This is a genomic window from Mesorhizobium sp. WSM3626 (genome assembly GCF_000513935.1).
Classification (GTDB): Bacteria; Pseudomonadota; Alphaproteobacteria; order Rhizobiales; family Rhizobiaceae; genus Mesorhizobium; species Mesorhizobium salmacidum.
In genome coordinates this window covers 81,473-102,081 of the sequence record NZ_AZUY01000011.1, presented here as the reverse complement: position 1 = coordinate 102,081, position 20,609 = coordinate 81,473, and the positions used below count along the sequence as shown (strand labels likewise).

Below are 20,609 nucleotides of genomic sequence, written 5' to 3'. Positions count from 1 at the left end.
CGAAAAGTCTGCAACTTTTCGGGGTCATACGCCCAGCCCCCTGGCGCGCGCGGCCGAGCCGATGAAGCCGTTGATGGCGGCAAACAGTTCCGGTTCGTCGAGCAGGAAGGCGTCGTGGCCGCGATCGGTCTCGATCTCGACGAAGGATACCGAGGCGCCGGCGGCGTTGAGCGCATGGACGATGGAGCGGCTCTCTTCGGTCGGAAATAGCCAATCCGACGTGAAGGACACCAGGCAAAAGCGGGTTTTGGTGCCGGCAAAGGCGTCCGCCAGCCGGCCGCCATGGTCGGCGGCGAGGTCGAAATAATCCATCGACCGTGTCATGTAGAGGTAGGAGTTGGCGTCGAAACGGTCGACGAAGGTCATGCCCTGGTGGCGCAGATAGCTCTCGATCTGGAAATCGGCATCGAAGCCGAAGGTCAGCGCTTCGCGGTCCTGCAGGTTGCGGCCGAATTTGCGGTGCAGGGCGGCTTCCGACAGATAGGTGATGTGGGCGGCCATGCGCGCCACTGCCAGCCCCTTTTCCGGGCGCTTGCCGTGCTCGAAATATTTGCCGCCATGCCAGTCCGGATCGGCCATCACGGCCTGCCGGCCGACCTCGTGGAAAGCGATGTTCTGTGACGAATGGCGCGCGCCGGTGGCGATCGGCAGTGCCGAAAAAACCCGTTCGGGATAGCTCGACGCCCATTGCAGCACCTGCATGCCGCCCATCGAACCGCCCAGCACGCAGAACAGCTTCTCGATGCCGAAATGGTCGACCAGCATCTGCTGCGCACGCACCATGTCGCGGATGGTGATGACCGGAAGGTCGAGCCCATAGGACTTTCCCGTGGCGGGGTTGGTCGAGGCCGGCCCGGTGGAACCAAGGCAGCCGCCGATGACGTTGGAGCAGATGACGAAGAAGCGGCTGGTGTCGATGATCTTGCCGGGGCCTATCAGCACTTCCCACCAGCCTGGCTTGCCGGTCACCGGATTGGTGCTGGCGACATGCTGGTCGCCGGTCAGCGCATGGCAGACGAGGATGGCATTGGAACGGGCGTCGTTCAGCGTGCCATAGGTCCGGTAGGCGATCTGGAATGGCGACAGCAGCGTGCCGGCGTCGAGCTTGAGCGGCTTGTCGGGCCCGAAACGCAACACCGGGCTCGACGGTTGATCGGCCTCGTTGTTGGTCTTTCCTGCACGCAGAACAGCCATCACGTCTCTCTTGCTGCACCATGCTTTTTGCGGAAATCGCTGCCGATCTCCGCGCCGCCGATGCGTTCGTCCGGCCGGTCGCGGACAATAAAAAACCGGCATTGCCTTCGCAAAGCCGGTTACGTCACGCAAACGGCCCTTTAGCGAATTGTTTAACGTGGCTGCAAGCCGACCGGCCAAATCACCACGGAACTGTCCCTGTCCTTCTAGAACTCACCCGCCTCGCCGTCAATGCCGGCGGCCGGCACCACTGCCGCCCCTCGACATTGCCTGCCATGGCTTGTATTTCCGCAGCGGCTTCCGGATGGAGGCGTTTTCGACGGATTTTGCAAAAATGAACCAGACACCTGATCAGGCACGTCCGACCCCGCGCTTGGGCATCATGGACATAGACGCCTACGTGCCCGGCAAGAGCACGGCGCCGGCCGGTGTCGCCAAGGTCTACAAGCTGTCGTCGAACGAGAATCCGCTTGGGCCCTCGCCGAAGGCGATCGAGGCCGCGCGTGAGGTCGCCGGCAAACTCGACGTCTATCCCGACGGCACCGCCAGGCGGTTGCGCGAGGCGATCGCCGAGGTGCATGGCCTCAACGCGCAGAACATCATCTGCTCGAACGGTTCCGACGAGATCCTCGGCCTGCTGGCACAGACCTATCTCGCGCCCGGCGACGAGGCCATGTTCACCGAACACGCCTTCATGGTCTACAAGATCTACATCCAGTCGGCGGGCGCCACCCCGGTGGTGGTCAAGGAGACCGACGAGCGCGCCGACATCGATACGATGCTGGCGGCTGTCACACCGCGCACGAAAATCGTGTTCCTGGCCAATCCCAACAACCCGACCGGCACCTATGTGCCGTTCCAGGAGGTGCGCCGGCTGCATGCCGGACTGCCGAAAAACGTGCTTCTGGTGCTCGACGCGGCCTATGCCGAATATGTCCGCCGCAACGACTATGAAGCCGGCATAGAACTTGTCGGCAGCGCTGAGAACGTGGTGATGACGCGCACCTTCTCCAAGATCGGCCTCGGCGGCGCGCGCATCGGCTGGATGTATGGTCCAATGCACATTGTCGACGCCATCAACCGCGTGCGCGGCCCCTTCAACGTCAATGCGACGGCGATCGAAGCCGGCATCGCCGCGATCCGCGACCGCGCCCATGTCGAGCGCAGCGTGGCGCATAACGAGACCTGGCTCGCCTGGCTGAGCGAGGAGATGACCGGGCTCGGACTGCGGGTGACGCCGAGCGTCGGCAATTTCCTGCTCATTCATTTTCCCGACGACCAGAAGCATTCGGCGGCGGCTGCTGATGAGTATCTGAGCGCGCGCGGCTATATATTGCGGCGCGTTTCAGGCTACGGCTTTCCCAACGCGCTGCGCATGACCGTCGGCACTGAAAAGGCCAATCGCGGCGTTGTCGCCGCGATCACGACATTCCTGAAAAGCTAGAAACCATGACATCTCCGATGTTTGAAAAAATCGCGCTGGTCGGCATTGGCCTGATCGGCTCGTCGCTCGCCCGCGTCATTCGCCGTGAGGGTTTGGCTCGCCACGTCGCCATCTCGACCCGCAGCGCGGCAACGCTCAAGCGGGCCGAAGAACTGGGCCTCGGCGATTCCTACACCACGGCTGCCAGGGAAGCGGTCCACGACGCCGATCTGATCATCGTCTCGGTGCCGGTCGGTTCGTCCGGCGCGGTGGCGCAGGAAATCGCGCCGGCGCTGAAAAAGGGGGCGATCCTCACCGATGTCGGCTCGACCAAGGCCTCGGTCATCGCGCAGATGCAACCGCATGTGCCTGATGGCGTCCATTTCATTCCCGGCCACCCGCTGGCGGGCACCGAAAAATCCGGCCCGGATGCCGGGTTTGCCGACCTGTTCGACAATCGCTGGTGCATCTTCACGCCGGTACCGGGCACCGATCCGGAAGCGCTGGAACGGCTCTCGGAATTCTGGCGCCGTTGCGGCGCCAACATCGACACGATGGACCCGCAGCATCACGACATGACGCTGGCCATCGTCTCGCATCTGCCGCACATCATCGCCTACAACATCGTCGGCACCGCCGACGATCTGGAATCGGTGACCAAGACGGAAGTGATCAAATATTCCGCCTCCGGGTTTCGCGATTTCACGCGTCTGGCCGCCTCCGATCCGACCATGTGGCGGGACGTGTGCCTGCACAACAAGGATGCCATCCTGGAAATGCTGGCGCGGTTCTCGGAGGATTTGGCCTTCCTGCAGCGTGCGATCCGCTGGGGGGACGGCGACAAGCTGTTCGACCTGTTCACCCGTACCCGCGCCGTGCGCCGCTCGATCATCGAAGCCGGCCAGGATATCGACGCGCCCGATTTCGGCCGCCAGGCGGTCGAGCACCCGGCAAAGAGCTAAGCTGTCTCAGGCCAGGTCGCTGCCATCATGGCGAGCGTCTCCGTCCGATCCGGCGCGCCCAGCCTGCCGCCGAAGCGCAGACATTTGAGCGCGGCGGCCGCACTTGCGAAACGCAAGGCCTGTTCGACCGGCATGGCTTCCGCCAGCCCGACGGCAAAGGCGCCATGAAAGACATCGCCGGCGGCCAGCGTGTCGACCGCCTTGATCCTCAGTGCCTCGACATGGCGGGCTGATCCAGCGCTTCGATCGAGCCACCAGGTTCCCGCCGCACCGCCGGTGACCGCGACGAAGGCATCGGTGCGGGAGGCAAGGTCGGTGCAGGCGGTCTCCAGATCCAGCGCGTGGCCACATATGATGCGGACTGCCGGTTCGGAGGCGACGATGTGCGAGGCCAGCGGCAATAATTGTTCCAGCACCGCAAGCGGCGCGGTATCGGCATCGAGGATAGCCGGCCGGCCAGCGCCGCGCGCCGCCTTCAGGGCCAGGGCAGCGGCACCCGGCCAGCGCACGTCGGCCAGCACGACATCGAATGTCGTGAAGTCGGTGAACGGCAAGGCGTCGGGATCAGCCTGAGCGCGTGTGTCGTAGAAAGGCACGATGATCCGCTCGCCATGCGCATCGACCAGGATCGAGGCCAGTGCCGAGCGCGCACCGCTGACGCGGCGCACATGGCTGCAATCGACGCCCTCGGCCTCTATTCCCGCAATCAGCTGATCGCCGACCGGATCGTCGCCGGCGCTCGCCCATAGCGATACCTCGGCGCCGAGACGATGCGCGGCGCAGGCCGCGCTCGTGGCCATGCCCGAGGCGATCTGGATGCCGTCGGAGGCGATGAACTTTCCCTGATGATGGGGCAATGTATCGACACGCAGGATCGTATCCAGCGTCAGCGCCCCGACACTCAGGAGCTTCACGGGTCTTGCCATGGCGAGACTATTGCACCGGCTTGATCTTGCCCAGCGGGATGAAGCCGAGCGAGGCCTTGCCCTTGACCACTTTCAGCGGCATCGACGGTTCGCTGCCAAGCAGCGCCAGGGCGCCAAAACCCTGCTCGATCGCATTCTTCTGCTCGGGTATGGCGCCGGCAAGAATGGATGCCACGGCCTTGGGATCCTTGATCCTGATCATCAGATCGGCGTCGACCAGGCCCTCGGCATCGACCGAAAGCGGCCCGGAAACGGTGACACGCGCCGTTCCCGACGACAGATCGAGGGTGCGGATTTCGATCCTCTGGCCGCGCAGGCTTTTCACCTGTGTGCCGATCACCGCGACGCCGTTCTTCAGTGTCACGTCGCCACTGGCATCGAGCGCCGGCAGCACGCGCCCGCCGATCGCGTCGGGATCGATCTCGAGATCGCCAAAGCTGCCGACATAGTCGAGATCCCCGCCATTCGGCTGCAACTGGCCTGATGCATTGCCAGCACTGAACAGTTCGACCGGATCGGTGTCGTCGGCCGGGTCGGTTTGGCCTGACAGGCCCTCGGCCTGCAGCGATATACGCCGCGGCAGCGGGTACCACAGTTTGACGTTGGCCTGCAGATTGTCCCAGTCGATCCAGAGCGGCATCATGCCCGGGACGGAGGTCCGGAGCGGACCGCGCAGACTGGCAACCGGCGACAAGGGTTGGACGATCTGGGCGGTGGCATTGAAACTACCGGCCGAGGCGGCGATGTTCTTGGCATCGTCCTCGTAAGCGAGGTTGTCGCAAGAGACGGCAAAGCTCAGGGGATAGCCACCGACCTGGAGATTGGCGCAGCCGGCCGCGATGCCGCTTTTGTTGAGCGTGGCAACCGCCTTGTCGGCCTCGGACCTCACCCTGCCGGCCATATAGAACCAGCCGGCGCTGTAAATGGCGAACAGCACCAGGATGAACGCGGCAAGCCACCACAGGCGGCGACGGCTACCCGGTTGGCGTTCGTCACTTGACGTCATGCTTTGGCTCTCGTTAACGCATGGATGGTGTGGACGGATTCTCGATTCCGACAACACCAGGGGACAGAGACGAATAGGTAGACGGACACGGGCGGAAAAAACACCGGTTTCCGGTGCGGTGTTGCCATTCTTTTTGCAATCAGGCGCGTTGATATGGGCGATTTTTGGGTGTTCGGCTACGGTTCGCTGATCTGGCGGCCGGGTTTCGCGCATGTCGAGACACGACGCGCCCACCTGCATGGCTATCGCCGCTCGCTCTGCGTCTATTCCTTCGTGCACCGCGGCACGCGTCAGCGGCCCGGACTGGTGCTTGGCCTCGACCATGGCGGCTCCTGCGTCGGCCTTGCATTCCGCGTGCCTGGCGAATTGCGCGACGAGGTCATTGCGTATCTACGCGAACGCGAGCTCGTCACCAGCGTCTATCTCGAACGCACGCTCAAGGTGCGCCTCGACGGCGGCGGCGCGGTTGAAGCCGTGGCCTACATCGTCGACCGCAGGCATGAGCAATATGCCGGTGCGCTGGATGCGGCCGATGCGGCGGCCCTGGTGCGCGGCGCGGTCGGCCGATCCGGCAACAATGAGGACTATGTGCTGAGCACGCTCAAGCATCTGGAAGCGCTCGATATCCGCGACCACTGGCTGGAGGATGTGGCGCGCCGGATAGCGACTTCGTGAAGCGCTGGCTCTGCGGAAAAAGGCGGCCAGGCCTTTGACCTCGATGCGGCAGGACCTAGGTTAAGCTCCGAACCCAGCCAGCGGGCGGCATCGCCCGGTCCCAATCATCACGGAGATCCGTCTTGCAGAAACGCCGTCTCGGTCGCACCGACCTTTCCATCGCGCCGCTGGTTCTGGGCGGCAATGTCTTCGGCTGGACCGCTGACGAGAAAACCTCCTTCGACCTGCTCGACCGCTTCGTCGGCGCGGGCCTCAATGCCATCGATACGGCCGACGCGTATTCGCGTTGGGTTCCCGGCAACAAGGGCGGCGAATCGGAAACCATCATCGGCAAATGGATGAAGGATCGTGGCAATCGCGACAAGGTCGTGGTGGTCACCAAGGTCGGCTCGGACATGGGGCAGGGCCACAAGGACCTGTCGGCCGCCTATATCGAAAAGGCCGTCGACGCATCGCTGAAGCGGCTGCGGACAGAATTCATCGACCTTTATCTATCGCACTGGCCGGATCCGACCACGCCCTATGAGGAAACCCTCGGCGCCTATGAGAAACTGCTCGCCAAGGGCAAGATCCGCTATGCCGGCTGTTCTAACCTCGATGCCGGTCAGTTGCGCGCGGCACTTGACGTGGCAAGCCTGCGCGGCTTGCCACGCTATGAGGTGCTGCAGCCGGAATACAATCTCTACGACCGTTCCTCCTTCGACGGCCCGCTACGCGACCTCTGCGTGGCCGAGGATATCGGCGTCATCACCTATTTCAGTCTGGCCAAGGGTTTTCTCAGCGGCAAGTACCGCACGGAAGCCGATCTCGGCCAGAGCGAGCGCGGGGAGGATGTCGGCAGCTATCTCAATCCACGCGGCATGCGCATTCTGGCGGCGCTCGACGCCGTATCCGCCAGGCATTCGGCCAAGCAGGCGGAAGTGGCGCTTGCCTGGGTTATCGCACGGCCAGGCGTCACCGCGCCGATCGCCAGCGCCACCAAGCCGAGCCAGATGGACAGCCTGATCAAGGCGGTGTCGTTGAAGTTGAGCGCGGACGACATGGCCGAACTCGACAAAGCCAGCGTCTGAGGCGGCCGGCAGCGCGGGGCGCACGAACGTCCAAGACGATCCTCATGCCTTGCCATACCGTCCTTCGCACGGGGTTGCAGGGCGGAGGATCAGATGGCCGGATCGCTTGTTTCGCAGCCGGAGCTTTGGCGCCAATTGCTTGCGCTGTTGCTGGCCGCCACCGTGGTGATGGGTAGCCCGGGGCCGGCGACGATAAGCGTCACCGCCGTTGGCGCCGCCTTCGGCCTGCGCGATTCGCTGCGCTACACCGGCGGCATCGTGCTGGGCACGATCGCCGTGCTGCTGGTCGTGGCGACCGGTGTCATGGCGGTGCTCGGGTCGATGCCGAAGCTGGCGCCGTTGCTGGTTGGCGCGTCCGCGGCCTACATCTTCTATCTCGCCTTCAAGATCGCCACCGCCCCGCCATTGGCTGTACGCGCCGCCGACGCGTCGCGCCCGACATGGCTGGCCGGTTTTCTCCTCGCGGTGGCCAACCCGAAGGCGTATGTGGCGATCGCCGCCGTGTTCGCGGGTGCTTCGTCGAGCGCGGGCGATGCCGAGCTCCGGCTGTGGACGAAACTGACCGTTCTCGCGGTGATGATCGTTGTCATCCATGCCGTGTGGCTTCTTGCCGGTGCGGCGTTCTCGCGCTTCCTGCGCCGGCCTGTCGCCTCGCGGATCATCAATCTGACTTTTGCCGCGACGCTGCTGCTGACCACGGCGCTGGCGGTGCACGGTTGACGGCTTGGCCGGAGAGCCTTCAGGCCTTCGTGCCCAGCTCCCGAAGCCGCTTGATCGCCGTTGGCGGCAGGGCCGGCGGATTGGGGGCGCGCGATGCCTCGACGAGAAGCTGGTCACAGGCAGCCTCGGTCTCGCCGATCAGCCGCGCCATGAACTCGTCCTTGCCCAGACCAGGCGGTATGGGCGGCAGGAAGCGCGCCTTGACGGTCCCGGGATAGCGCAGGAACTTGCGGCGCGGCCAATAGAGGCCGGCGACATGGGCGACCGGCACCACCGGAACGCCAAGCTGCGTGTAGATTTCGACGATGCCGTATTTGTAGGCCGGCTCGTCGCCCGGCGCCCGGCGCGTGCCCTCGGGATAGATGATCAACTGGCGCGGGTTGCGCGCCATCTCTTCCTTGGTCGCTGCGACCACGGCCTTCAGCGCCTTGGAGCGGCTGCCGCGATCAACCGGGATCATGCGCATCTTCAAGATATACCAGCCGAAGAACGGGATCCAGGTCAGCTCGCGCTTCAGGATGTAAAGCGGGTCATGGAGGTAAGGAAAGAAGGCGATAGCGTCCCAGAACGATTGGTGCTTGGGCGCCAGGATGAAGGAGCCCTCGGGCAGGTTTTCCTGCCCGGTGATGTCGTTTGTCGTTCCGGCGATCTTGTCATAGAGCCACATCGAGGTGCGCGACCAGAATTTCGGCACGAACCAGGCGCGGTGGCGGGACGACAGGAAATAGTACGGGGTCCAGAGGATCATCTGGACGATCAGATTGACGTAGAAGACGAAATTGAACGCCAGCGATCTGACATAAAGCATGGGGGAGGTCCGGTGAGGAAGTGTGCGTTGGTTACACCAAGCGCGGGGAAAAAGGAAACGGTGCGATACTGCCCGTGCTACCAGGTCGCCTGCGCCAGCCGTTCCCTCAGGCGTGGGGCGGCGAAGTCGAGGAAGGCGCGCAATTTTACCGGCAGCCGGCCCTGGCCCGCATGCACCAGGTTTACCGGCCAAGACTCGGGTTCGAAATCCCTGAGCACGGGGCGCAGTGTTCCTGATCGTACGGCGGCGACGATCTGGTAGGAAAGCACCCGGGTCAACCCGACCCCGGCGATCGCCGCATCGGTCGCCGCCTCAGCGGTGTTGACCCGAAGCCTTGAGCGGACCGGTACGACAAAATCAGCCTTGTCCACGGTGAAGGTCCAGGTGGCAAGCGAGCCAAGGCCCTCGAAGGTGATGCAGCTGTGCGTCTCGAGCTCTCCCGGCGTCCCAGGAATGCCGTGTCCGGCCAGATAGGCCGGGCTTGCGCAGACAACATGACCGATCGAGCCGACCCTGATGGCGACCATCCGCGAATCCGGCAGCCTGCCGATGCGGACGGCGAGGTCGATATGGTCTTCGGCCAACTGGCTTATCCTGTCGCCGAGCGTGAGGCGGATATCCACCAGGGGATAGGCGGCGAGGAACTCGGTGACAACCGGCAACACGTGAAGGCGGCCGAAGACGATCGGCGCGGTGATGATCAGTTCCCCTGTCGGGGCGCTGTATTCGCCGCCGGCGGTGCGCTCGGCGTCGCCGACCTCGTCGAGAATGCGGCGGCAGGCAGCGAGATAGGCATGGCCCGCATCGGTCAGTGTCAGCCGCCGCGTCGAGCGGTTCAACAGGCGTGTCTTCAGATGGCGCTCCAGATCGGAGACCTTGCGGCTGACCGTTGCCAGCGGAACATCCGAACGGCGCGCGGCGGCGGAAAGGCTGCCGCCTTCCGCTGCCGCGACAAAAAGGGACATGGCTTCGAGACGATCCATCATTTCTTCCAGAAAATGGAAGGATTGATTGCAAATATGACATCTACATCCGCAACATGGAAGGCTGCATATAGGCGGGGTACCTCAACAAGGAAATCTCCATGCCCCGCATTGCCACGCCTTCGTCCATCGCAAACGCTCCCGCCGCCGCGCTGCCCATGCTGCAGGCGGTGGAAAAACAGCTCGGTGTCGTCCCGAATCTGTTTCGGGTGGTCGCCAACAGTCCGGCCGCGCTGGAAGGCTATATCGGCATGATGGGAGCGTTGGCCAAGGGCCGGCTGCCGGCGCCGACGCGCGAGCGCATCGCGCTGGCGGTCGCCGAGATCAATGGCTGCAACTACTGTCTTTCCGCCCACACCTATCTCGGCAAAAACCTTGCAAGGCTCGACGATGCCGAGATGATCGCCAACCGCCATGGCGGCTCCACGGATCCCAAGGCGGCCGCGGCGGTGCGTTTTGCCGCCGGAGTAGCGCAAAGCCGCGGGCATGTCGGCCAGGAGGATCTCGCCGCTGTCAGGCTCGCGGGCTATGACGACGGGGAGATCATCGAGATCGTCCAGCATGTCGCCCTAAACGTCTGGACCAACTACATCAACGAGGTTGCCCAGACGGAGATCGATTTTCCGGTTGTTTCCGCCCGCGATGCTGCCTGAATCCGGAAAAGGGGCGGCGGTGCCCGCCGGCCTCAACCTTCATGCCGCAGAGGAAATCCCATGTCTGAGAGCCGCCCGCCGCTTCCGCCCTTCACCGCCGAGACGTCAGCACAGAAAGCGCGCATGGCCGAGGATGCCTGGAACTCGCGCGATCCTGCGCGGGTGGCGCTCGCCTATACGGCGGACAGCCGTTGGCGCAACCGCGCCGAGTTCCTGCAAGGCCGCGATGCGATCCAGGCGTTCCTGACGCGCAAATGGACACGCGAACTCGACTACCGGCTAATCAAGGAGGTCTGGGCCTTCGACGGCAACCGCATCGCCGTGCGCTTCGCCTATGAATGGCACGACGACAGCGGCTCATGGTTCCGCAGCTACGGCAATGAGAACTGGGAATTCGACGAGCACGGGCTGATGCGGCTGCGCATCGCCAGCATCAACGACCTGCCGATCGCCGAGGCCGAGCGCAAATATCGCTGGCCTCTCGGCCGGCGGCCGGACGACCATCCGACGTTGTCGGAGCTCGGCCTTTAGAAACGTTTCATGCAAGGAGGTTTCGATGAACGCACACGCTTTTACGAGCGATGTCGCCTTCACGCCGACGGTCAAGGCGATCCAGGCGCGTAAGGGCTCGCGTCAGTCCTACGCCCGCGTCGAGGAGCGCGGCGGCTGGCAGTCGGCGATCACACCGGACCTCGCCGCCTTCATCGAAGTGCAGACCAGCGTCTTCCTGTCGACGGCCAATGGCGATGGCCAGCCCTACATCCAGCACCGCGGCGGCCCTGCCGGCTTTCTCAAGGTGCTCGACGAGAAGACCATCGGCTTCGCGGATTTTTCCGGCAATAAGCAGTTCGTCACGCAGGGCAATCTGGCCGACAATCCGAGGGCCTTCCTGTTCCTGATCGATTACATGATGCGCCAGCGCATCAAGATCTGGGGCACGGCACGCGTTGTCGAAAACGACGCCGGGTTGACGGCGCGGCTGATGCCGCCGGACTACAAGGCGCGTCCCGAACAGGTCATCCTGTTCACCGTCTCGGCGTGGGATGCCAATTGCCCGCAACATATACCGCAGCGCTTCGAGGCGGCTGATGTGGCGGCGGCGCTTGGCGAGCGCGACCGGCGCATCCAGGACCTTGAGCAAGAGATCGCGCGCCTCAAGGGCGTTTCAGGGGCTGGCGCCAAGCAATGACACGGGCTCAGCCGCCGGCGGCGGTCTCGGCCAGCGCGATGCCTTCAGGCGTCGGCTTCAGCGGGATGATGCCGCGAGCCAGCGCCAGCAGGTATTTGGTGTATTCGGTGAACAGCACGCGCACCGCCCGCGGCTTGGTCAGCCAATTGCCGTTATCGAGGTTGGAATTGACCACCGGGTAGGGTTCGAGCTTGGCGCCATGCAGCAGCCGGCCCATTTCCAGCAGGCTGCGCGGCATGTGATAATTGTTGGTGACCAGGATCACCGTGCCATAGGCATGGTTTTCCACCCATTTGGCGCTTTCCTCGGCATTGCCGATCGTGTCGAGCGCGGCGCGGTCGATGTCGACGCAGCAGGAAAACAGCTTCTTGTCGCCGCCGGTCGCCGCCTGGAGTTGGTGACGGCTGGCGGAGGGATGCACGCCGCTGATCAAAAGCCGCTCGCCCTTGCCGGACGCCAGCAGCTCCATCGCCGCGTCGAGGCGCGACTGGCCGCCGGTCAGCACAATGATGGCGTCGGCCTTGGCCGGATTGGCGGGCGTGGTCAGATGGCTGACCTTGCTGGCAAACCAGCCGAAGCCGCCAGCGAACACTGTTGCGAGCACAAACAGGGAGACGGCGAAGAGACGCAGGGCGGTCCTTAAATGGCTAAGTCTGCCATGGCCGCGCCAACGGGCAACCACCACTGGCAGCTGTCCAGCCGTCCCGGTCGAGTCCCGCACGTCCATGGTCATATGGTTAATCCCGAAATGCGGCCTTTGATAGGTAAAAGACGCACTTTGCGTTACGCGAATTCTCCATCCGTGATCGCGCTCTTTCGATCCACGCCAAGACGAGTTCCTTTCATGCGTCGGGTTGGCGAACGTCGATGTCGCTGAGATAGGCGACGACCGTGGCGTGCGAAGTTGCCGCCGTCAGCGCGCCAATCACCAGCACCATCAGGACGACACCTAGGTAGCCCGCGGAGCCGATGGCGAAGTTGCCGAACAAGGCGGTGGCCTGATCGGCCTGCGGCGTTGCCATATTGCGCGACGACCACCAGGAAAACACGATGAAGACGAGCACCGCCGCCGCTCCGCCGGCGGCCGCGCCCTTCATGCCGGTGACCAGAAAATGCCGGCGGAATTCGCGCGCGATGAAGCGCGCTTCGGCGCCGACGAAATGCAGCACCTCGATGATGTGGCCGTTGCCGTCCATGGCGCCACGGGTCGCGAACACCACGGTCAGCACCGTTGCCGACAGCATCAGGGCCAGAACGGCGACGCCGATGGTCACCGTGGTGCGGGCCATGGCCACCAGCCGGTCGACCCAGGTGCGGTGGTCGTCAAGCGATGCACTCGGCAGCTTCGGCGTGATCGCGGCGCGCATGGCGGCGAAGTCCGGCGGACTGTTCTCGTCGATGGTTACGATGATCAGCCGCGGCACCGGCAGGTCGTCGATGTTGAGGCCCGATCCCAGCCAGGGCTCCAAGAGCCTGGCGGTCGCTTCGCGGTCGATGATCCGGGTCGACTTCACGCCGGGGAATTCGCCGGCGATCTGTGAGGCCTGGCTGAGCGCTGCCTCCATGTCGAGGCCGTCGGCCGGCTTGATCTGGATGGTCGCTTCGCGCGAGATCTGGTTTTCCCAAACCGAGGCCGTGTCGCGCACCAGCGTCACCGCGCCGAAGGTCAGGCAGGACAGGAAGGTCATGATAGCGATGACCAGCACCAGGGCGCGGCCGGCAATGTTCTGCGCGGGCACGATCGGCGCCATCTTGCGCTGGGCGCGCGGTCTTGCCTCGACCGCCTCGGCATCCTGTTCCTCGAAATGGTCAGCCGATAGCTCAGTCATAGATATCAAGCCTTCCGCCGGCCAGGATCATGCGGCGCGCGTCGACCTGTTCCATAAGGCCAAGATCGTGGGTCGCGATCACCACGGCGGTGCCGAGGCGATTGAGTTCGATGAACAGCCGCAGCAGCCGCCGCGCCAGCGGCGGATCGACATTGCCGGTCGGCTCGTCGGCCAGCAAGATCTCCGGCTGCTCGATCAGGGCGCGCGCGATCGCGGCGCGCTGCTTCTCGCCGCCTGACAGAACCGGCGGCAGCACATGCATGCGTTCGCCGAGCCCCACCCATTTCAACAGTTCGGTGACATCGGTGCGGTAGCTCGCTTCTTCGCGCCCGCGCACGCGCAATGGCAAAGCAACATTCTCATAGGTGGTCATGTGGTCGAGCAGGCGAAAATCCTGGAACACCACGCCGATGCGGCGGCGCAGATGCGGCAGTTCGGTGCGTGAGATGCGCGAGCGGTCCTTGCCGAAGATGGTGATCAGTCCACGCGTCGGCTTCAGCGACATGAACAAAAGGCGCAGCAACGTCGTCTTGCCGGCACCCGAAGGCCCGCTCAGGAACTGGAAGGAGCGCTCCGGTATGTGCAGAGAGATGTCGCGGAGGATTTCCGGACCCATGCCATAGCGGAGGCCGACATTTTCGAAGCGAATCAATTTCGGCGACCTGAAATTCCTGCCGGCGGCGAGCCGGCCTGTTCTGCGAAAAGACCATCGGCCGGCATGGTTAACCGGCGGTTAATTCCTGGGTTGTTTCGGCTTGTCACGACAGCTCCGGTGGGGAAGCGTTAACCATTTGTGTTTACGCAAAAGAAACGAAAAGCGAACAGGTGCAATACTGGGCCATGATGGCTGACCAGCGAACCGCGCGCCCGGTTTCCGGCGAAATCATGACCGATCCACCGGCAATTGCCGTGGCGGACCGGATCGTGCGCGGTCCGGCGGCCGATATCATCGATGCCGACTATGAAGTGATGCCGCGCCTTGCTCCTGCGGTGGAAAGCGATTCACCACCGCCGCGTGCGATCGTCACCCCGCCCATCGAGGGCATGGACATGCTGCGCAAGCCGGAAGCGCCAGCGAAACGGCCGGCATCACGCGGTGGGCCGATCTTCTGGATCGCCGGCGTCGGCGCCGCTCTTGCCGCCTTCTGGGTCTCCGGCGGCCATGCGCTGGTGCGCCAGGCGCCGTTCTTCGCCGGCGCGCAAGCGTCGGCGCTGACCATTTCAGGCGTCACGTCACGCGTCGACGTCTCCGGCACGAACCCGGTGCTGTTCGTCGATGGGGAGGCGGCGAACGACGGGATGGGCCCCGCGACCCTGCCGCCGCTCGAAATCCGCGTGACGGGCAAGGACGGGCGCACAATCCGCTATACGTTGGGGACATCAGGCCGTTCACTGGCATCCGGCGAAAGATTCGGCTTTGCCAGCCGGCTCGACGTGCCTAAGAACGGCGTAAGAACCGTTTTGGTTACTTTCGCCGAGTAGGCGATCACCGGGGAAGACCATCAATGCCCATCGTACGCGGCAAGGACATCGAAGTCCTGTTTTCGGCATCGGCGATCGCGCGGCGCAATCTCGAACTCGCCAAGGAGATCGCCGGGCACGACTATCACGATCTGCTGGTGATTTCGGTGCTGAAAGGCTCGTTCATCTTCGCCGCCGACCTGATCCGGGCCATGCACGATGTCGGCCTGTCGCCGGAAGTCGAGTTCATCTTCATCTCCAGCTATGGCGCCGGCACCACCAGCGGCGAGGTGAGGGTACTGCGCGACATCGACAACGAGGTTGCCGGCCGCGACGTGCTGTTGATCGACGATATTCTGGAATCGGGCAAGACGCTGAGCTTCACCCGCGACCTGATGCTGTCGCGTGGCGCGAAAAGCTGTTCCATCGCCGTGCTGCTCGACAAGCGCATGCGCCGCCAGACCGCGCTCAATGCCGACTATGTCGGCTTCGACTGCCCCGATTATTTCGTCGTCGGCTACGGCATGGATGTTTCGCATGCTTTCCGCGAACTGCCATTCGTGGGCGTCGTCAAAGGCGACGTTTGAGCGGCTTCCAAAAAGACTTCCCGACCGGCTCCGCTTTCAGGAAAAGTCAACTTTTGCCCGCCAAATATGCCGGCCATGGCAAAGCTTCTGATCGTCGAGGACGATGAGTCCGTCCGCACCCTCGCAGCCCGCGCGCTCGAACGCGCCGGCCACGCAATCGATATCGCCGCCGACGGCGCTCGAGGTCTGGCGCTGATTAAGGCCGCGCATGGCGGATACGATCTCGTCGTCTCCGACATCCGCATGCCGGAGATGGACGGCATCGAGATGGCAGTTGCGGCCGCGGCGCTTTTCCCGGCGATGAAGATCATGCTGATGACCGGCTATGCCGACCAGCGCGAGCGCGCCGAGGAATTGAACGGCATTATCCTCGATGTCGTGCAAAAGCCCTTCACGCTGGCCGAGATCCGTTCGCGCGTCGAACGGGCGCTGATCTGCTTCGCCTGATCAGGCCGGATCCCTGGCGACAAGCGCCGGCGCCGGGCTGGTCCGCCGGTCGGTGTTGAGCGCCAGTAGGCCGGCGCCGATGATGAGCGCCGCGCCGATCACGGTCGTCGAGCGTGGTACCTCGGCGAAGAACAGGAAACCCCACAGCGGCGACCACAGGATGCCGGTATATTCGAACGTGGCGACGCGGTTGGCCGGCGCCAGCCGGTACCCCTGCGAGAGCAGGATCATGCCGGCGGAGGCGACGAAACCGCACGCCGCCATCTTGAGAAAATCCGGCGGTGTCGGCCAGATCCACGGCCGCACCAGGAATTCGAGGCTCGGGTGGACGGCGTGGGTTATGCCGGCGAGGTGGAACGTGCCGGCGACCACGGCGGCGCCGGTCAGATAGGCGCCGTTCTGGTAGAAGGCCATCACGGTGGAGGATTCGGTGTCGCCGATCTTGCGGGCCATCAATTGCGAAAATCCGTAGAGCACGGCCGAGCCCAGCGACAGCAAGGCCGCCCAGTCGAACAGTCCGGCGCCGGGGCGCAGCATCACCAGGACGCCAAGCATGCCGATCAGCACGGTTGCCAGCGTCTGCCAGGAGACGCGCTCGCCAAGATAGGGGCCGGCCATCGCCATGATGCAGAGCGGCGCCATGAAATAGAGCGCCACGGCGTCGGCCAGCGGCAGGGCGGCGATGGCCAGGTAATAGACGGTGTAGGACGTGAACTGGATGAAGGCGCGCACGGTCAGCATGCCGAAGCGCCGCGACAGGATGGCGCGCAGCCCGACATCGGCATGGACGAGAAGGATCAGGATCGGCAGGGCGATGATCGAGCGGATCGCCATCACCTCGGTCACCGGGTAGCCGCTCGACACGGCTTTGACGAGCGGGTCCTGCAGCGAGAAGACCAGCACGCCCAGGCACAGGCTCAGGATGCCGCGCACCATCCTATTCTGCATCCGCGTCCAGGCTCCCGCGCATACGATCCGGTGACCCTCCAGATCAAAAAGAACCCGCCACCGTTTTCGGGCAGCGGGCACGAGTGAGGACTCTTTGATTGGTCCGCTGCCGATTTCGCGGCCGCATATCCAATGGGTGAGGCGACTATCGCCCGGTGTTTGACATGTTGCAAACGAATTGGAATGATGCCAGCAATCAACTTTGCTTATGACGGATGCGATGCGGCCAGCCCTCGACAGCGATCTCCTGCGCACCTTTGTCGCCATCGCCGAGGCCGGCAATTTCACGAGGGCCGCCGAGCAGGCCGGCCGCACGCAGTCGGCCGTATCGATGCAGATGAAGAAGCTCGAAGAGCTGGTCGGCGACAGCCTGTTCGAGCGCGGTTCACGTGGCGTCGCCCTGACGCGGCGTGGCGGCGAACTTATCGTCAATGCCCGCCGCATCGTCGCGCTGCTCGACGAGACGGCGGCGTCAATGGCGGCGGCGCCGCTGGGCGGGCCGGTGCGTATCGGTATTCCGGAGGAATATGGCCACGCCATACTGTCGCGTGCGCTCGGCGCATTCTCGAAGCGGCATCCAAAGGTTGAAGTCACGGTGCGCTACGCCCATTCGTGGGCGCAGGTTGCGGCGCTCGCCGCCGGTGAGCTCGATCTCGCCGTGGTCTTCGAATGGCAGGACCTTGCCGGTGGCGAGGTGCTGATGCACGACCCAACCGTGTGGGTGACGTCGAACCTGCATCACGTGCATGAGGAACAGCCGCTGCCGATCGCGCTCTACAACCGTGCCGGCTGGTGTAAGGATTTCGCCATCAAGTCGCTGGAGCAGCGCGGCCTTGCCTATCGCGTCGCCTATACCAGCGACACCAATGGCGGCCTGAAGCTCGCCGTCACTTCAGGCTTGGCGATCGCGCCGATTTCGCGGAGCAACATTCCGGCGGACTGCCGCGAACTCACTGCAGCCGACGGGTTCGGCGACATCGATGCGTCCAATGTGGTGATGCATCGCAACCCGAATGCGTCAGGCGAGGCGATCGACGGCATGCAGGAGGCGATCCGCGAGGCGTTCGTCAACAGACAGGTCCAACCCGCCGCGTCATAGACGTCGCCAGTTGCTCCCGCCGCCTGCTACTTCAGCTCGAGCAGCCGTTCCAGATAGCTACGCTCGATGTCCGGGCTGAGCGCGTTGCCGAGCCGCTTGCGGATCGCTTCCAGGATCTGGCGGGCGCGCTGCACGTCGATCTCGTCGGGCACTTTCACCGAATCGCCGAAATCAGGACCCTGGCTGGCGCGCGGCCGGCCGAGCGGGTCGCGGTCGGCGTCCTGCTGACGACCGCCTTGCTGGCTGCCGCCCTGGTCGCCCTGCATGGCCTGCATCTGCTTCATCATGTCCTTGGCGCCCTTGCGCAGCGCCTCGAGTGCCCGGCCCTGGTGGCCGACCGCCTCGTCGCCCTGGCCCTCGCCAAGCGCCTGCTCGGCGCTGCCCATGGACTTGCCGGCCTCGCCAAATCCTTCATTGGGCTCCATGCCCATGCCTTCGAGGCCCTTCTTCAGCTGCTCGAGATCGCTTTTCAGCTGGCCCTGGCCTTCCTGCAACTGCTTCAGCGCATCGGCGAATTCCTGCGGCGTCATCGACTTTTGCCTGGCACGCGGATCGCGGTCCTGCCCAACGCCTGGCTTGTCCTGCTCCTCGCCACCGCCCTGGCCAAGCTGCTCGTCGCGGTTCTCGCCACGCTGGCGCTCGCCGCGCTGCATCTGGTCCATGCGGAACGTGTCGTTCATCATCTCCTGCTGGCGCCGCAGGATCTCGCCGAGCTTGTCCATCTGCTGGCGCATCTGGCTGTCCTGCTCACCGCCCTGCTGCTGGCGGCCGGCCTGGAGGTTGTTCATCATGTCCTGCAGCTGCGACAGCAATTGCTGCGCCTTGTCGCGATCGCCCGACTTGGCCAGGTTCTCGATCTGGTCCATCATGCGGTCGATATCGCTCTGCCGCAGTTCCTGGCCGTTCTGCTGCATTTGCGGCGCGTTCGGGTTCTGCTTGGCGCGTTCGGCGAATTCCTGCAGGAACTGGTTCATCGCCTCGCGCAGTTCCTTCATCGCCTTCTCGATCTCGGCGTCGCTGGCGCCGTTCTTGATGGCGTCCTGCAGCGCCTGCTGCGCTTGGCGCAGCCGCTTTTCGGCGGCCGAGAGGTTGCCCTCCTCGATGCCGAGCGCGATCTCCCAGAGATAAGCGACCTCGCTGCGCAGCTGATCGTCGTTCCCGGCCAGTTTCAGCCGGCTCATCGCGCTCATGATGGCGAGGTAGTGGGACATGTTGTCGAACGTGTCTTCGGGCCGCAGCGTGATGGCGTCCATCAGGTCGAGCACGCGCGGCTTGGCATTGGCGTCGAGTGCGAGCAGGCGGCGCTGTTCGATCACGGCGCGCGCCAGCGGGTTGGCGAACGGCCGCTCGGGCATCACCAGCGTCTTTGTCTCGCTGGACGCGGTGTGTCCGGCGTCGTCGGTGGCGACCAGCGTCAGCTTGATGCTGCCGCCGGCCCAGACATGCTCGGTCAGATCCTTCGTGGTGCGGGCGGCATTCGCCTTGCCGCCGCGGCGAGGCAGCGTCAGCGGCATGTCAGGCGGGCCATAGAGTGGATGCGCATCTGGCGCCTGCGGATCGGCCAGCGCGAATACCGCCTTGGCGGTGGCGGCGCCGTAGTCGTCGTCGATCTGGTAGTTGAGCTCGAAGGCGCCGTTGGCGGCGCGCTTGGGCTCGCCGACGAAGCGGATCTGAGGCGGCTTGTCCGGCAGCACGGCAAAGGCCCAGCGGGCAAGCTGGTCGTCGCCCGACTTCAGCGTCAGCGTGCCGTCGCCGGTCAGCTTGCCGTTGAACTGGCGTATCTTCGAGGATGAGGCGGGGGCCGGCACCGCCGGGCTTGCCGCAGGCTTGGCGACGGCTTGCGGTTCGATGGCGCGCGCGTTGCCATCCTTGTCGGCATAGGCAAGCGTTTCCTCGCCCGATCCACCGGTCACACGCAGCGAGACATCGCTGCCTTCCGGAATGGTGAAGGTCGGCGTCGCCTGGTTGGCATCAGCGGTCAAGAAGATCGGCGGCTTGCCGGTATAGGCCGGCGGCGTCACCCAGGCGTCGATGCGCGGCGGCACGGTGTCGAGTGTGCCGTGTGCGCTGAAACCGTCTGCTATCCTGCCGCCGGTCGGCCCGAAGGAGAAGGCGAAGGCGGTGACCAGCAGGAGCGCCGCCACGGCGCGAAGTCCCCAGGGGTCACGCTCCGGCACGCGCGCGCGCGGCAGGTCGGCGCCGAGACCGTCGAGCTTTCCAGCCATGCGCTTCTGATGCTCGCGCCAGAGCGCCTGCGAGAAACTGCTTTCCTGGCCGCTGGGCCGGTCGCTCTGCACCTGTACGGGACTGTGCAGCAATCTGTTGGCGGCCTCGATGCGGCGATCGACCTCGGTGGCGCCAGGCATGCGGAAAAAGCGCAGCGGATAAAGCGCGGCCAGCCCTGCCAGGCCGAAAACGGCGATAAGGCCGATGCGCGCTACATCCGGCAGCCGAGGGAAAATACCGAACCAGGAGACGCTGAGGAACAGGCTGGCAATAACCGTGAGCGGGAGCAGCAGCGGCCAGCCGCGCTCGACGGTCATCGCGACACGCGTCGCCAGCCGGCTCAAGGCAAGGCGTCCGGCCAGGCCGCGATCGTTGCTGAAGATGGGTCGTTGCGTCATCGGCC

Annotated in this window: 22 protein-coding genes and 1 riboswitch; of the genes, 12 read left to right on the top strand and 10 right to left on the bottom strand. The window is 64.4% G+C overall.

Features of this window, described 5'->3' with window-relative positions; all coding sequences use genetic code 11:
• Window positions 1-24: 24 nt before the first annotated feature.
• Window positions 25-1,194 (bottom strand): homoserine O-acetyltransferase, encoded by a 1,170-nt coding sequence (locus M653_RS0111560; RefSeq protein ID WP_027143502.1) that lies wholly within the window; start codon window positions 1,192-1,194, stop codon window positions 25-27.
• Between the two features lie 120 nt (window positions 1,195-1,314).
• Window positions 1,315-1,392, bottom strand: a riboswitch (SAM riboswitch).
• 136 nt (window positions 1,393-1,528) lie between these two features.
• Between M653_RS0111560 and hisC the strand changes: the two genes are divergently transcribed.
• Window positions 1,529-2,638, top strand: a complete 1,110-nt coding sequence (gene hisC / locus M653_RS0111550) for a histidinol-phosphate transaminase (protein ID WP_027143501.1) — start codon at window positions 1,529-1,531, stop codon at window positions 2,636-2,638.
• 5 nt (window positions 2,639-2,643) lie between these two features.
• Window positions 2,644-3,579, top strand: coding sequence for a prephenate/arogenate dehydrogenase family protein (locus tag M653_RS0111545; protein WP_027143500.1), 936 nt, complete (start codon window positions 2,644-2,646; stop codon window positions 3,577-3,579).
• On the opposite strand, the gene M653_RS0111540 is transcribed toward M653_RS0111545, so the two are convergent.
• Window positions 3,576-4,505, bottom strand: a complete 930-nt coding sequence (locus M653_RS0111540; RefSeq protein ID WP_027143499.1) for a sugar kinase — start codon at window positions 4,503-4,505, stop codon at window positions 3,576-3,578. The genes M653_RS0111545 and M653_RS0111540 overlap by 4 nt on opposite strands.
• Window positions 4,506-4,512: 7 nt before the next feature.
• Window positions 4,513-5,511 (bottom strand): DUF2125 domain-containing protein, encoded by a 999-nt coding sequence (locus M653_RS0111535; protein WP_027143498.1) that lies wholly within the window; start codon window positions 5,509-5,511, stop codon window positions 4,513-4,515.
• Between the two features lie 153 nt (window positions 5,512-5,664).
• Here M653_RS0111535 and M653_RS0111530 point away from each other — a divergent pair, with 153 nt between their 5' ends.
• The 3 genes from M653_RS0111530 to M653_RS0111520 all read left to right on the top strand — a co-directional run bounded on the left by M653_RS0111530 (window position 5,665) and on the right by M653_RS0111520 (window position 7,976).
• Window positions 5,665-6,186, top strand: a complete 522-nt coding sequence (locus tag M653_RS0111530) for a gamma-glutamylcyclotransferase (RefSeq protein ID WP_027143497.1) — start codon at window positions 5,665-5,667, stop codon at window positions 6,184-6,186.
• Between the two features lie 122 nt (window positions 6,187-6,308).
• Complete coding sequence (locus M653_RS0111525; RefSeq protein WP_027143496.1) at window positions 6,309-7,256, top strand: aldo/keto reductase; 948 nt, start codon at window positions 6,309-6,311, stop codon at window positions 7,254-7,256.
• A 93-nt stretch (window positions 7,257-7,349) separates the two neighbouring features.
• Window positions 7,350-7,976: a LysE family translocator gene (locus M653_RS0111520; RefSeq protein ID WP_032935221.1), complete on the top strand. Its 627-nt coding sequence runs from the start codon at window positions 7,350-7,352 to the stop codon at window positions 7,974-7,976.
• A 19-nt stretch (window positions 7,977-7,995) separates the two neighbouring features.
• On the opposite strand, the gene M653_RS0111515 is transcribed toward M653_RS0111520, so the two are convergent.
• Window positions 7,996-8,784: a 1-acyl-sn-glycerol-3-phosphate acyltransferase gene (locus tag M653_RS0111515; RefSeq protein ID WP_027143494.1), complete on the bottom strand. Its 789-nt coding sequence runs from the start codon at window positions 8,782-8,784 to the stop codon at window positions 7,996-7,998.
• Window positions 8,785-8,861: 77 nt separating this feature from the next.
• Window positions 8,862-9,767: a LysR family transcriptional regulator gene (locus M653_RS0111510; protein WP_027143493.1), complete on the bottom strand. Its 906-nt coding sequence runs from the start codon at window positions 9,765-9,767 to the stop codon at window positions 8,862-8,864.
• Between the two features lie 101 nt (window positions 9,768-9,868).
• On the opposite strand from M653_RS0111510, the gene M653_RS0111505 reads away from it, so the two are divergent.
• From M653_RS0111505 to M653_RS0111495, 3 genes are read left to right on the top strand one after another with little or no spacing between them, the layout of a single operon-like run.
• Window positions 9,869-10,420 carry a peroxidase-related enzyme gene (locus M653_RS0111505; RefSeq protein ID WP_027143492.1) on the top strand — a complete coding sequence of 184 codons (552 nt, stop codon included), beginning with the start codon at window positions 9,869-9,871 and terminating at the stop codon, window positions 10,418-10,420.
• A 60-nt stretch (window positions 10,421-10,480) separates the two neighbouring features.
• Window positions 10,481-10,951 carry a DUF1348 family protein gene (locus tag M653_RS0111500; protein ID WP_027143491.1) on the top strand — a complete coding sequence of 157 codons (471 nt, stop codon included), beginning with the start codon at window positions 10,481-10,483 and terminating at the stop codon, window positions 10,949-10,951.
• A 25-nt stretch (window positions 10,952-10,976) separates the two neighbouring features.
• Window positions 10,977-11,609, top strand: coding sequence for a pyridoxamine 5'-phosphate oxidase family protein (locus M653_RS0111495; RefSeq protein WP_027143490.1), 633 nt, complete (start codon window positions 10,977-10,979; stop codon window positions 11,607-11,609).
• Between the two features lie 7 nt (window positions 11,610-11,616).
• Here the strand turns inward: M653_RS0111495 and M653_RS0111490 are convergent, their stop codons facing one another.
• The 3 genes from M653_RS0111490 to ftsE form a co-directional block, all read right to left on the bottom strand.
• A complete protein-coding gene (locus tag M653_RS0111490; RefSeq protein WP_027143489.1) occupies window positions 11,617-12,342 on the bottom strand; it encodes a YdcF family protein in 726 nt (241 codons plus the stop codon).
• 109 nt (window positions 12,343-12,451) lie between these two features.
• Complete coding sequence (locus tag M653_RS0111485; RefSeq protein ID WP_027143488.1) at window positions 12,452-13,438, bottom strand: ABC transporter permease; 987 nt, start codon at window positions 13,436-13,438, stop codon at window positions 12,452-12,454.
• Window positions 13,431-14,090, bottom strand: coding sequence for a cell division ATP-binding protein FtsE (ftsE, locus tag M653_RS0111480; RefSeq protein WP_010911739.1), 660 nt, complete (start codon window positions 14,088-14,090; stop codon window positions 13,431-13,433). Before ftsE ends, M653_RS0111485 begins: the two co-directional genes overlap by 8 nt.
• Before the next feature lie 188 nt (window positions 14,091-14,278).
• Here ftsE and M653_RS0111475 point away from each other — a divergent pair, with 188 nt between their 5' ends.
• The 3 genes from M653_RS0111475 (at window position 14,279) to M653_RS0111465 (ending at window position 15,933) form a co-directional block, all read left to right on the top strand.
• Window positions 14,279-14,920: a hypothetical protein gene (locus M653_RS0111475; protein WP_027143487.1), complete on the top strand. Its 642-nt coding sequence runs from the start codon at window positions 14,279-14,281 to the stop codon at window positions 14,918-14,920.
• A gap of 23 nt (window positions 14,921-14,943) precedes the next feature.
• On the top strand, window positions 14,944-15,486 hold the full coding sequence (gene hpt, locus M653_RS0111470) for a hypoxanthine phosphoribosyltransferase (protein ID WP_027143486.1): 543 nt from the start codon (window positions 14,944-14,946) through the stop codon (window positions 15,484-15,486).
• Window positions 15,487-15,561: 75 nt separating this feature from the next.
• Window positions 15,562-15,933: a response regulator gene (locus tag M653_RS0111465; RefSeq protein WP_027143485.1), complete on the top strand. Its 372-nt coding sequence runs from the start codon at window positions 15,562-15,564 to the stop codon at window positions 15,931-15,933.
• On the opposite strand, the gene M653_RS0111460 is transcribed toward M653_RS0111465, so the two are convergent.
• Window positions 15,934-16,881: a DMT family transporter gene (locus M653_RS0111460; protein ID WP_027143484.1), complete on the bottom strand. Its 948-nt coding sequence runs from the start codon at window positions 16,879-16,881 to the stop codon at window positions 15,934-15,936.
• A 220-nt stretch (window positions 16,882-17,101) separates the two neighbouring features.
• On the opposite strand from M653_RS0111460, the gene M653_RS0111455 reads away from it, so the two are divergent.
• The gene (locus M653_RS0111455) at window positions 17,102-17,980 is read left to right on the top strand and encodes a LysR substrate-binding domain-containing protein (RefSeq protein WP_027143483.1); all 879 of its coding nucleotides are present in this window, start codon (window positions 17,102-17,104) and stop codon (window positions 17,978-17,980) included.
• 26 nt (window positions 17,981-18,006) lie between these two features.
• On the opposite strand, the gene M653_RS0111450 is transcribed toward M653_RS0111455, so the two are convergent.
• The gene (locus tag M653_RS0111450) at window positions 18,007-20,604 is read right to left on the bottom strand and encodes a TIGR02302 family protein (protein ID WP_027143482.1); all 2,598 of its coding nucleotides are present in this window, start codon (window positions 20,602-20,604) and stop codon (window positions 18,007-18,009) included.
• Between the last annotated feature and the right edge of the window lie 5 nt (window positions 20,605-20,609).